This window comes from Candidatus Palauibacter irciniicola, assembly GCF_965208695.1.
In the GTDB taxonomy this organism is placed as follows: domain Bacteria; phylum Gemmatimonadota; class Gemmatimonadetes; order Palauibacterales; family Palauibacteraceae; genus Palauibacter; species Palauibacter irciniicola.
On record NZ_OZ242352.1, the window covers coordinates 154,152 to 166,438 of the forward strand.

Annotated in this window: 9 protein-coding genes; 8 read left to right on the forward strand and 1 reads right to left on the reverse strand. The window is 71.1% G+C overall.

All coding sequences use genetic code 11. The features are described 5' to 3' along the window. The first annotated feature begins 70 nt into the window (after positions 1-70). Positions 71-2,995, forward strand: coding sequence for an excinuclease ABC subunit UvrA (uvrA, locus tag ACOGI9_RS00665; protein ID WP_419857995.1), 2,925 nt, complete (start codon positions 71-73; stop codon positions 2,993-2,995). Further along, on the forward strand, positions 2,992-4,038 hold the full coding sequence (locus ACOGI9_RS00670) for a glycosyltransferase (protein ID WP_419857996.1): 1,047 nt from the start codon (positions 2,992-2,994) through the stop codon (positions 4,036-4,038). The genes uvrA and ACOGI9_RS00670 overlap by 4 nt, the downstream gene beginning before the upstream one ends. On the opposite strand, the gene ACOGI9_RS00675 is transcribed toward ACOGI9_RS00670, so the two are convergent. Beyond that, a complete protein-coding gene (locus tag ACOGI9_RS00675) occupies positions 4,035-5,114 on the reverse strand; it encodes a saccharopine dehydrogenase family protein (RefSeq protein WP_419857997.1) in 1,080 nt (359 codons plus the stop codon). The genes ACOGI9_RS00670 and ACOGI9_RS00675 overlap by 4 nt on opposite strands. 26 nt (positions 5,115-5,140) lie before the next feature. On the opposite strand from ACOGI9_RS00675, the gene ACOGI9_RS00680 reads away from it, so the two are divergent. From ACOGI9_RS00680 to ACOGI9_RS00705, 6 genes are all read left to right on the forward strand, one after another. After that, a complete protein-coding gene (locus tag ACOGI9_RS00680; RefSeq protein WP_419857998.1) occupies positions 5,141-5,773 on the forward strand; it encodes a metallophosphoesterase family protein in 633 nt (210 codons plus the stop codon). 81 nt (positions 5,774-5,854) lie between these two features. Continuing rightward, on the forward strand, positions 5,855-8,353 hold the full coding sequence (gene gyrA / locus ACOGI9_RS00685) for a DNA gyrase subunit A (RefSeq protein WP_419857999.1): 2,499 nt from the start codon (positions 5,855-5,857) through the stop codon (positions 8,351-8,353). Beyond that, positions 8,350-9,348 (forward strand): threonine ammonia-lyase, encoded by a 999-nt coding sequence (locus ACOGI9_RS00690; protein WP_419858000.1) that lies wholly within the window; start codon positions 8,350-8,352, stop codon positions 9,346-9,348. The genes gyrA and ACOGI9_RS00690 overlap by 4 nt, the downstream gene beginning before the upstream one ends. After that, the gene (locus ACOGI9_RS00695) at positions 9,345-10,067 is read left to right on the forward strand and encodes an HAD family hydrolase (protein WP_419858001.1); all 723 of its coding nucleotides are present in this window, start codon (positions 9,345-9,347) and stop codon (positions 10,065-10,067) included. Before ACOGI9_RS00690 ends, ACOGI9_RS00695 begins: the two co-directional genes overlap by 4 nt. Further along, a complete protein-coding gene (locus ACOGI9_RS00700) occupies positions 10,064-11,497 on the forward strand; it encodes a hypothetical protein (protein WP_419858002.1) in 1,434 nt (477 codons plus the stop codon). Before ACOGI9_RS00695 ends, ACOGI9_RS00700 begins: the two co-directional genes overlap by 4 nt. A 25-nt stretch (positions 11,498-11,522) precedes the next feature. Continuing rightward, complete coding sequence (locus tag ACOGI9_RS00705) at positions 11,523-12,287, forward strand: DsbA family protein (RefSeq protein ID WP_419858003.1); 765 nt, start codon at positions 11,523-11,525, stop codon at positions 12,285-12,287.

Genomic DNA, 12,287 nt, shown 5'->3' on the forward strand with positions numbered 1-12,287 from the left:
ATAGTACGAAGTCGCCGCTTCCGGTCCAATCAGGTTGGCGCGCCCCGTCGCCGCCGGCCATCATGCTTCCATGAGCGAGCGGATCCGGGTCCGGGGCGCCCGGCAGCACAACCTCAAGGGCGTCGACATCGACATCGAGCGCGGGGCCCTCACCGTCCTCACGGGGCCTTCCGGCTCGGGGAAATCCAGCCTCGCCTTCGACACGATCTACGCCGAGGGGCAGCGGCGGTACATCGAGTCGCTGTCCACCTACGCCAAGCAGTTCCTCGAGCGGATGCCGAAGCCCGCCGTCGATCTCGTCGAGGGCGTGAGCCCCTCCGTCGCCATCGACCAGAGCAACCGGGTGCAGTCGAGCCGCTCCACGGTCGGCACGATCACGGAGGTCTACGACTACCTGAGACTGCTCTGGGCGCGCGTGGGGACGACCGTGTGTCCGGAGTGCGGGCGTGTGGTCGTGCCGGACACCGTGACGTCGGCCACCGATGCGCTCCTCGATGCCGGTCCCGACGCGCGGCTCGCCATCGCCTTCCCCGTCCCCCCCGAGGCGCGCGCGGACGGCGCGATGGTGGTGCAGAACCTCAGGGCGCGGGGGTACGTCCGCCTCCTCGCCGACGACCGCGAACTCTACCTGCCGGACATCGATCTGGAGGGAGAAGAAGGAGAAGAAGAAGAGGGAGGAGGGGACGCCACGCGCGCGTTGACGCAGGCGCGGGAGGCGCTCGTGGTCGTGGACCGGGTCGGGTCCCGGGCGGAGGACCGGGAACGGATCGCGGATTCGCTCGCGGCCGCCTTCGCCGAGGGAAGGGGCGCCGCCGTCGCGCTCGTCTGGCCCCCCGGCGCCTCGACCCCCGAACGCCGCGACTTCGAGGAAGCCCATCGCTGCGGAGCCTGCGGAGCCGCGTTTCCGCGGCCCACTCCGCAGTTGTTCAGCTTCAACAGCCCCGCCGGAGCGTGCGACACCTGCACGGGATTCGGCGCGGTGCTCGAGTACTCCCCCCAACTCATCGTTCCCGACCCGGGCCGTTCACTGGAAGAGGGAGCCCTCGATCCATGGTCGAAGCCCCGCTACCGGCGCGAGCGTTCGCGCCTGAGACAGTTCGCCGCCGCCTCCGGGCTCGACACGACCCTCCCGTGGGAGGCGCTTCCCGAGGAGGGCCGCGACGTCCTGTTGAACGGAGGGACGTACGCCGAGGAGCGCTTCCGGGGCGTGATCCCCTTCCTCCGCTCGAAGGAGAAGAAGCGGTACAAGGCGTACATCCGCGTCTTTCTGCGCCAGTATCAGCTTCCTGAGCGGTGTTCCGGCTGCGAAGGCTACCGCCTGAAGCCGAAGGCGCTGAACGTCCGTGTCGGGGGGCGGCACATCGCCGAGGCCGCCCGCTGGACGGTGAAGGAGCTCTCCGCCTGGCTCGCGGAAGGCCTCGACCTCACCCCCTTTCAGCGTCACGTGGCGTCGACGATCCTCCGCGAACTCGAGCACCGGACCTCGTTCCTCGCGGAAGTCGGGCTCGGGTACCTGACGCTGGACCGGCAGGCCCGATCCCTTTCCGGAGGGGAGATGCAGAGGATCCGCCTCGCCAGCTGTCTCGGGAGCCGGCTGGTGGGCACGCTCTATGTCCTCGACGAACCGACGATCGGCCTTCACCCGCACGACATCGACGCCTTCACCGGCGTCCTCGAGCGGCTCGCGGGCCGCGGGAACACCGTCCTCGTCGTCGAGCACGAGCCGGCCGTGCTGGAACGGGCCGACCGCATCGTGGAACTGGGGCCACGAGCGGGGGAGCAGGGCGGCGAGATCGTGTTCGAGGGCGGCTGGGACGACCTCCTCGCGGCGGAGACGGGGACGGGACAGGCCCTTGCGCAGCGGGCGGCCGCCGCCGGACAGGGCCGTGCACGGCAGGGAGGCGCACGGCAGGCCGGTGCACGGCAGCCTGACGGTCCCCGGCTCGTCCTGCGCGGCGCCCGCCTGCACAACGTGCGGGACGTGGATGTGGCGATTCCGCTGGGGGCGCTCACGCTCGTCACCGGCGTCTCCGGCTCCGGAAAGTCGACGCTCATCCGGGGGGTGCTGTACCACGCCCTCGAGCGGGAGATCACGGACCGGTCGTCCGCCAAGCCGCATCTGGGCGAGCCCGCCGGCGCCTGGGACCGGCTCGAAGGCGCGGAACTCCTGGAGGATGTCGTGCTCGTCGACCAGCGGCCGATCGGCCGCACCCCGCGCTCGAATCCCGCGACCTACATCGGAGCCTTCACGGCGCTGAGGAACGCATACGCCGCCCTCCCGGAAGCGCGCTCCCGCGGATACGAGGCGGGGTACTTCTCCTTCAACCGCCCGGGCGGGCGCTGCGAGCAATGCAAGGGCGCGGGCGAGGAGACGGTGGAGATGGTCTTCCTGGCCGACGTCTCCGTGCCCTGCGAGGCGTGCGGGGGCTCACGCTACCGTCCGGAGGTGCTGGAGATCGGGATCCGCGGGCGCTCGATCCGCGACGCCCTGGACATGACCGTGGACGAGGCGATCCGCTTCTTCATCCGGCACGACCGTCTCGGAGCCCGGCTGTGGCAACTGCAACGCGTGGGTCTGGGATACCTTCGGCTCGGCCAGCCGGCCACGACGCTCTCCGGAGGGGAAGCGCAGCGCCTCAAGATCGCCCGGGAACTCGCGCGCCGGGGAGGCGCGGGGCGCAGGCTGTACATCCTCGACGAACCCACGGTGGGCCTCGGCGTGGCGGAAGTCGGCACGCTCGTCGCGGTGCTGCGCGAACTCGTGAAGGAGGGGCACGCCGTCGTCGTCGTCGAACACAACCTCGACGTGGTCGCGGAGGCCGACTGGGTCATCGACATGGGGCCGGGGGCCGCGGAGGACGGCGGCCGCATCGTGGCGGCGGGCCCGCCCGCCACGATCGCGGAGTCCGAGGCCTCGCTCACCGGCGCCTTCCTCCGCGCGCGGGCGCAGCGGCTCGGACTCGATGCGGCCGTGGCCGGAGCGGAGTCGGCGTGACCGGAGCGGGCGCGCCGCGCGTCTCCATCCTTCTGCCGTGCCGGGACGCCGAACCCTTCCTGGGCGCGTGCATCGAGAGCCTCGCCGCCCAGTCCGAGCCGCGCTTCGAGGTGCTCGCGCTCGATGACGGTTCGAGAGACGGCACCGGGCCGATGCTCCGGGCGTGGGCGGCCCGGGACCCCCGCGTCCGCCTCGTCGATCGCGGCGGTTCGGGGATCGTTGCGGCGCTGTGCCGGCTGTCCGGCGAAGCGCGCTCGCCGCTCCTCGCCCGCATGGACGCCGATGACATCGCGCGCCCCGACCGGCTGGCCGCGCAACTTCGCCTCCTCGCCCGGCGCCCGGATATCGCCGCGTGCGGCACGGGCGTCCGCTACTTCCCGCGCCCCCGGCCCGGCTCGGGCTACCTCCGCTACGAGCGCTGGATCAACGGGCTCACCGAAGCCGCCGCGGTCGAGCGGGACCTGTTCGTCGAGTGTCCGATCGCCCACCCCACGCTGATGGTGCGGCGCGACGCCTTCGAGGCGGCCGGCGGCTATCGCGACGCCGGGGGACCGGAGGACTACGATCTCATCCTGCGGCTGTCCGCGGCGGGCTGCCGCATGACGAACGTGCCGCGGGTGCTCCACGAGTGGCGCCTGGGCCCGCACCGGCTGTCGGAGCGGTCGGACCGCTACAGCCCCGAGGCGTTCCGGCGTCTTAAGATCGCGCACCTCGCGGCCGGGCGCGTGCCGGCGGGCCGTCCGCTCGTGATCTGGGGCGCCGGCAAGGTCGGCAAGGCCTTCGCGCGCGGCTGGCTCGAACAGGCCGACTCCGCGACGCGCGCCCGCCCGGTGGAGGCGTTCGTGGACCTGGACCCGCGCAAGATCGGGCAGAACATCCACGGCGCCGTCGTCCTCCGCCCGGAGGATCTCCCGGCGTTCGCCGCGCCCGCCCGCCCGTACATGCTCCTCGCGGTGGGAACGCCCGGCGCGCGCCGCGAGATCCGCGAGGCGCTGGACGGTCTGGGTTTTTCGGAGATCGAGGATTACCGGGCCGTGGCCTAGCCCCGCTCATCGCCGAGCACTTCCCACGTCACTCCATCGAACTCCCGCAGCAGGTCCGCGCCGTACGCGGAAGCCGGGGTCTGATAGCCCGCCTTGACGTCCCCGGCGAGCGCGCGTGCCGCGATGGCGACGGCCACCGTCGCGGTGAAGCCGTAGGGGTCCGGCGTCCGCACGCGCGCCACCGCCCGCCTCCCCTCCGCGTCTTCGATCTCCGCGACCAGGATCGCGTGCGCCGTCCGGCGCGCCGACTCGGTCGGCCCCTCCGGCCCGCGGTCGAGCAGACGGTTCAGCAGAGCCTGTCCCGTCCGCGCGGCCAGAAGCGGACCGAAGCCACGCAGGATCCGCGTGAGGCGCGTGAAGCTCCGGGTCGCCTGCAGGTATGTCTCGATGTTCGGTATTCCCGTGGAATGGAAGGCCGTCGTCACGTCTCCCAGCACCCCGACGAGCGCGGCGTCCGGCGGGGGTCCGAACTCGAACGCGTGACGCAGTTGGCCGGGCCGCACGGTCGCGATCGCTCCGTCGCGCCGGATCCGGAACTGCCCGATCGCCTGGGCGACCGTGCGCATCGTGCCGCGGGAGGCGCCGCTCCGGGCCGCGAGGCCCAGCCGCAGGGTGCGCCCGCCCGGGTGCCGCGCGGCGAGGTCCGCGATCAGGCAGTCGCTCGGGACGACGTCGAACCCGACGCCCGGCAGGACCATGATGCCGGCCGCGGCGGCCTCCGACCCGCGCGCGGCCAGCGCTTCGAACACATCGACCTCCCCGGTGATGTCGAGATAGTGCGCGCCCGTCTTCAGGCAGGCGTCGTACATCGGGAGGGCCGTGCGCGAGAACGGTCCCGCGCAATGAAGGACGACCGAAACGTCCTCCAGCGCGCCGGCAAGCGCGGCCGGGTCGTCCAGTCCGAAGGCGCGCGTCTCCAGTCCGTGCGCCGCGGCCCCGGGCGACGCCAGCGCGGCGAGCTTCTCCGGGTCCCGGCCGGCGGCGACGGGCCGCAGCCCGGACCGCACCGCCTCGGCCACCGCGAGCCGCCCGGTATATCCCGTGGCGCCGTAGATGAGCAGTTTCGGTTCACGCATGTCCCCAACCTACGGAGCGACTCGCCATGCGTCTGCTGCTGTTCAGCGATCTCCATACCGATCTCGCGGCCGCCGCGTCGATCGTCGGGCGGGCCGCCGGCTTCGACGCGGTCGTCGGGGCGGGCGACTTCGCGGTGAAGCGGCGCGGCCTGGACACGATCATCGAGGTCCTGGCCGCGATCGAAACCCCCACCGTCCTCGTACCGGGAAACGGCGAGTCCGCCGAGGAACTCTCCGCGGCGTGCCGCGACTGGCCGGCGGCTCACGTCCTGCACGGAGAGGGCGTCGACATCGGCGGCGTGCCCTTCTTCGGACTCGGCGGCGGCGTACCGGTGACCCCGTTCGGCTCCTGGAGCTACGACTTCACGGAAGACGAGGCGCGGGACCTCCTCGCGCCGTGCCCGGAGGGCGCCGTGCTCGTATCCCACTCCCCCCCGCTCGGCCACGCCGACGCCGACGCGTCGGGTCGCCACATGGGCAGCACAGCCGTCCTCGAGACCATCGAACGCACCCGCCCCCGCCTCGTCGTCTGCGGCCACATCCACGGCTCGTGGGGCGTCCGCTCCCGCGCCGGCGACACCCCGATCGTCAACGCCGGCCCCGCAGGCGTGGAGTGGCGTCTGAAAAGTCGCGGAATGCCCGGAAACCCTGTAGATTAGCGGGTCTTACCGAGTGCGGCCGGGCTCCCCCGGCCGCCGCGTCCTCGAGGATTTCGAACACGCCAGTTCCAGCGGGAATCCATGACCACCGAGAGTATAGAACGCGTCGAGCAGAGACCGCTCGAAGAAGAGATGCGCGAATCGTTCATCGACTATTCGATGAGCGTCATCGTGCAGCGTGCCCTGCCGGACGTGCGCGACGGGCTGAAGCCGGTCCACCGGCGGATCCTGTACGCGATGCACGAGGCCGGCCTCGGCCCCACCCGGCCCTACCGAAAGAGCGCCACCGTCGTCGGTGACGTGATCGGCAAATACCATCCGCACGGCGATTCGGCCGTCTACGATTCGCTCGTCCGCATGGCGCAGGAGTTTTCGCTCCGCTATCCGCTCGTCGACGGCCAGGGCAACTTCGGGTCCGTGGACGGCGACTCCGCCGCGGCCTACCGGTACACCGAGGCCCGGCTCGCCGGATTCGCGAGCGAGCTTCTCGGGGACATCGACAAGGACACGGTCGACCACACCCCGAACTTCGACGATCGGCTGCAGGAGCCGACCGTGCTACCCTCCGCGCTCCCCAACCTCCTCGTCAACGGCTCGTCCGGTATCGCGGTGGGCATGGCGACGAACATCCCCCCGCACAACCTCCGCGAAGTGGCCGCCGCCTGCCACCGCCTCATCGAGGCGCCCGACACGACGCTCGACGAGTTGATGGAGATCGTCCGGGGCCCCGACTTCCCCACCGGGGGCACGATCTTCGGCGGGGCCGGAATCCGCGAAGCCTACCGGCAGGGCCGCGGCCGGGTCGTGATGCGTGCGAAGGCGGATATCGAGGAGGGACGGGACGGCCGCGATCGCATCATCATCCGCGAGATCCCCTTCATGGTGAACAAGACCCGCCTCATCGAGCAGATTGCGGGTCTGGTGCGCGACAAGAAGATCACGGACATCTCCGACCTCCGCGACGAGTCCGACCGGGACGGGATCCGGGTCGTCATCGAGCTGAAACGCGACGCGGTGCCGCAGATCGTCCTGAACCAGCTCTTCAAGGGCACGCAGCTGCAATCCACCTTCGGCGTCATCATGCTCGCGCTCGTCAACGGCGAGCCGCAGGTGATGGACCTCAAGACGATGCTCGGACACTTCCTCGAGCACCGGCACGAGGTCGTGGAGCGGCGGACGCGCTTCGAGTACGGCGTGGCGAAGGACCGCGAACACGTCCTCGAGGGGCTCAAGGTCGCGGTCGACAACATCGACGAAGTCATCCGCATCATCCGTGCCTCTCCCGAGACGGAGGTCGCGAGCGCCGAACTCCGCTCGGCCTTCGATCTCAGCGAGCGCCAGGCCGACGCGATCCTGAACATGCGGCTCGCGCGCCTCACGGGTCTCGAAATCGAGAAACTCGAGGAGGAACTGGAGAAGGTCCGCGCGCGCCGGCAGGAACTCGAGGCCATCCTCGCCTCGCGCGACCGGCGGATGGAGATCGTCGGAGAGGAGTTGTCGGTCCTCGTCGACAAGTTCGGGGACGAGCGCCGAACCGAGATCGTGCCCGACACCTCGGACCTCACGGACGAGGACCTCATCGCCGAAGAGCGGATGGTCATCACCGTCTCGCACTCCGGCTACATCAAGCGCATCGAGCCCCAGGTCTACCGGGCGCAGCGGCGCGGCGGGCGCGGGATCGCGGGCATGGGCACGAAGGAAGAGGACTGGGTGGAGCACCTCTTCCTCGCCTCGACCCACGACTATCTCCTCATCTTCACGCGGGATGGGCGGCTGTACCGGCTCAAGGTGTACCAGATCCCGCCGGCGCGCCGCACGGCCCGCGGCAAGCCCATCGTGAACCTGCTCCGGATGAACAAGGGCGACGAGGTCGCCTCCATCGTGCGCGTGCGGGAGTTCTCCGACGACCGCTTCCTGATTTTCGCGAGCCGGCGCGGACTCGTGAAGCGGACGAGCCTCGCGGCCTACCGGAACGTGCACGCCGGCGGGCTGCGGGCCATCAACATCCGCGAGGACGACCGACTCATCGACGTCAAGCTGAGCGATGGCTCGAACGATGTGCTTCTCGCCACGCGGCGCGGGATGGCGATCCGTTTCGCCGAGAGCGACGCCCGGGAGATGGGACGGCCGGCGCAGGGCGTGCGCGGCATCCGGCTCTCGGACGACGATACCGTGGTCGGGCTCGTGGTCGCCCGGCGCGGCGGCTCCCTCCTGACCGCGACGGAACTGGGGATGGGGAAGCGCAGCGACGTCGACGACTACCGGATTCAGAAGCGCGGCGGCAAGGGCCTCATCAACCTCAAGCCCACGGAGAAGTCCGGCCTCGTCGCGGCGGTGCGGGAGGTGACGGACGAGGATGAGTTGATGTTCGTGACCCGCAACGGCGTGATCAACCGGCAACGGGCGGAGGAGATCCGCGTGATCGGGCGCAACACGCAGGGCGTGCGGCTCGTTTCTCTCGACGACGGAGACGAACTCGTGGACGTGGCCGGGATGATCGATCCGGTCGGCACGGATCCGGCGGAGGACGATCTCCCGGAGGACGAGCGCGCGGAGGATGATCGCCCGGAGGCCGAGTGACCGGCGCGACCGCGACCCTCGTTTCGCTCGCCGACGTCGAGGCCGCGCACGAGCGGATTCGCGGAGCGGTTCGACGCACGCCCCTGATCCCCGCCCCGTTCCCGCGCGCGGGCGGACGCGGGGCGACCGACGCGCCGGACGGCGTATGGCTCAAGTGCGAGAACCTCCAGCGCGTCTCCGCCTTCAAGGCGCGCGGCGCGTACAACTACGTGAGCCGGCTCTCACCGGAGGAGCGGGCCGCCGGACTCCTCACCTACTCGTCGGGCAATCACGCGCAGGCCGTGGCGTGGGCCGCGCGCGCGTTCGGCGTGCCGGCGCGGATCGTGATGCCCGTCGATGCGCCGGACGTGAAACGCGAGGCGACGATCGCCCTCGGGGCGCAGGTCGAACTCGAGGGTACGACGTCCGCCGAGCGCAAGGCGCGCGCCGAGCAGATCCAGCGGGAAGTCGGCGGGACGATGGTGCCGCCGTTCGACGACCCCGACATCATCGCGGGACAGGGGACCGTGGCGCTCGAGATCATCGAGCAACTCGGCTCCCGGGAGCCGGGGATGGTGCTGGCTCCGATCGGTGGCGGAGGGCAACTGTCGGGCGTCGCGGCCGCTGTGCGGCGCCGCTGCCCGGAGGCGGAAGTGATCGGCGTCGAGCCTGAGGGGGCCGCCTCGATGCTGCGCTCGCTCGAGCACGGCGCGCCCGTCACGCTCGACCGCGTGTCCACGGTCGCCGACGGTCTCAAGCCGGTCCGCCCCGGCGACCTCACCTTCGCCCACTGCCGCGATCTGGTGGACCGCGTCATCACGGTCGACGACGAGGCGATCCGGGACGCCGTGCGCTGGCTCTTCGGCCTGCGGCTGGTCGTGGAGCCCTCCGGAGCGGCCACGGTGGCGGCGCTGCTCAGCGGCGCGGCGGCGCCCGCGGCTCGGGGCGAGACCGTGGCGGTCCTGTCCGGCGGCAACATCGAACCCGCGCTCCTCGCGGACTGGATCGGCGGTTGACCGTCTCGAACGGGGCTGCGGGACGGGCCGCGAAGCTCGTGCTGTTCGACATCGACGGGACGCTGGTGCACGCCGCGGGGGTCGGCCGCGCGGCCATCGAGGGCGCGATGATCGAGGTATACGGGACGCCAGGTCCCATCGACGATCTCCCTTTCGACGGCATGACGGATCCTCAGATCGTGCGCACCCTCCTCCGCGCCGAAGGCCTCTCCGAGGCCGAGATCGCGCCGGCGTTCGATCGGCTGTGGCCCGCCTACGCGGCCCGGCTGGAGGGCGAGATCGACGAGCGGCGCGACCGGATGCGCCCGACGCCGGGCGTCCCCGAGATCCTGGATGCGCTCGAGGCGGAGGGGGCGACGCTCGGGCTCCTGACCGGCAACATCGTCGCCGGCGCCAAGGGCAAGCTCTCGGCGGTCGGGCTCTGGGGCCGCTTTCCGTTCGGCGCCTTCGGCTGCGACGACGCGGACCGGAACCGCCTGCCGCCTATCGCGCTCGAGCGGGCCTTCCGCCACACCGGAACGCGCTACGGCCCCGGCCGCACCTGGATCATCGGGGACACCCCGCACGACATCGAGTGTGCCCGCGGGTCCGGCCTGTCCGTGCTCGGCGTGGCCACCGGACGCTTCTCCGTGGACGACCTCCGCCGCGCCGGCGCCGACGAAGCGCTTCCTTCGCTCCAGGACACCGGCCGCGTGATGTCGGCTCTGGCAAGCGCATGAACCGGAGCCCGAAACGCGATCCGAAGGCGTATCGATTCGATGTCCACCTCGCGGGCGAGGAGGTACGGCCCCAGGTCTCGGTCGTCTGCACGCCCGCCGGGATTCACTTCGAGGACCGGCAGATCCCGCTCGCGTCCGTCTTCTGGGTCTCGCGGCGGGCCGGCCTCATCCTCGTCTTCGCCCGGCGGCACACCGTCGCCTTCTTCGGGGACAGCGGAGACCTGGAGGATTTCGCCCGCACCGTGGAACGGGGGAGCGACGTGGCGGGCCGCCGGTCCCTCCTCAGGCCGCTGGCCGCCGACGTCGTCGTGTGTACCGCCGGCACCGCGATCGCGGGCAGGATCGGCGACGCGCCCCTCGAGGGACTCTACCTCGCGGTGTTCACGAGGCGAGGGCTGCATCTCTTCGCCGAAGAACACGAGTACACCCTGCGCTGGCCGACCGAGCACGCCGCCGAAGCGGTCGACGACGCTCGTGGGGATGGCCGCCCCGTCCTCGAACTCGCCAAGGGCGATGCGTCCTTCGAGATTCGCTATCTCTTCCCGGAGGAAATCCGCGCCGTCCTCGAGGTGGCCGGCACCGTCCCGGCGCCTCCGGACACCGACGACGCACTGGAGATGTTCGACAAGGGGGAGGTCGCGCGGCCGCTGCGGGCGCGCCTGCCCGATTTCTCCGTGGGCGCGGATACGCTGCAGAGCGTGTGCGAGGCGGCGGTCGAACGCGTGCGGATCGACCCCTCGATCGGCGAGAGCTTCGATCGGCGCTACTTCGAGCGACACTTCCGGACGCTCGGGGAGATCGCGCTGGGCCCGCTCATGCTGCGGCGCTCCGCCGCGCTCGAAGCCGACTCCGTCGCCGGCGCCGTTCAGGCCATGGATGCGGAGCAGATGAGGCAGGACGCCACGGCCGCCTTTCGAGGCGCCGCGGAGGAGCTGGTACGGGTGTACACGGCCGAAGTTCAGGCGGTCGTCCGGACCCGGCGTCTCGACCGGGACAAGGGCGAGAAGGCGCTGGCCGTGGCGGAGGAGCCCGGCCTGCGGGAGACGATGTCGAAGCACATCGACGACCTGAGCCCCGCGTTCGACGCCGCGCTGGCCCGGCAGCAGCTCCTCCTGCAGCAGTTGCACGCGCGCGATCTCGCCCCGCCGGAGGCGGAGGAAGCGAGCGTCGAGGAGGCGATCCGCGCCTGGACGGATGAGGTGACGAAGCTCGACCGGGGATACGTCTCCGCGGCCGCTGCGGCGCTCCTCGAAATCGCGGCCCTGTGGTCCGATCGCATGATCCCCGGTCTCCGGGCGCTGGCAGCCCTGCGCGCCCGACGCTTGTCGAAGCGGGCCCGATGGGCGATTCTCGCGATAGTGACGTTCTTCGTCGCCGCCGCGCTGGCCTGGCTGGCCCGCGACCTGATCCCTGGCTGGCCCGGGATCTGATTCAGGACAGAGGGAGTTACGACAGATGGCAAGGAAGATGGCACAGCAAACGAGCGCTCCCGCGCGCAAGAACCGGTGGTTCCCGATCGCCCTGGTCGTCATCGTGGCCGCCGGCGGGTACTGGCTCTTCGTGGGGGGCGGACAGGCCGGCTCGGGTCCGCCCGCGACACACCCGGATCTTCTCGAGGTCCTGGCCGAGGCGGAGCCCGATGCCTCCGTCGGCGTGGCGATCGGACCCGAGTCCGCGCCGATCACGATCGAGGAGTTCTACGACCCTTCCTGCCCTCACTGCGCGACGTTCGCGGGCTTCGCCGGCAAGCTGCTGCGCCAGAACTACGTCGAGACCGCGAACGCTCCCGTGCGCTGGGTCTCATACGACTACATGGTCGGTTTCCCCAACTCCGTCGCGGCCTCGCTGGCCGCGCGCTGTGCGGGTGAGCAGGGACTCTACTGGCCGGTGCACGATCTGATCCTCTCGCGTCAGACGCGGTGGTATCAGCTCACCAACCCCGGAGATGCCATCGCGGAGATCGCGGCTCAGGCCGGCGTCGATGCCGATGCCTGGAACGCGTGCATGCGCGAGCGTCGCCCCCTCGTGGATATCGCCAAGTCCCACCAGTTCGGCGTGTCCCGCGGGGTGAACTCCACGCCCACCCTCTTCGTCGACGGGGTGCTCGTGGACCTCGGGGGGGTGGAGCCCTACACGCACATCGAGGGCCTCATCCAGGCCCGGCTCGAGGAACTGTCGTCCGGGAGCGATGCCTCGGAGAGTGGACAGGGAGCACCATAA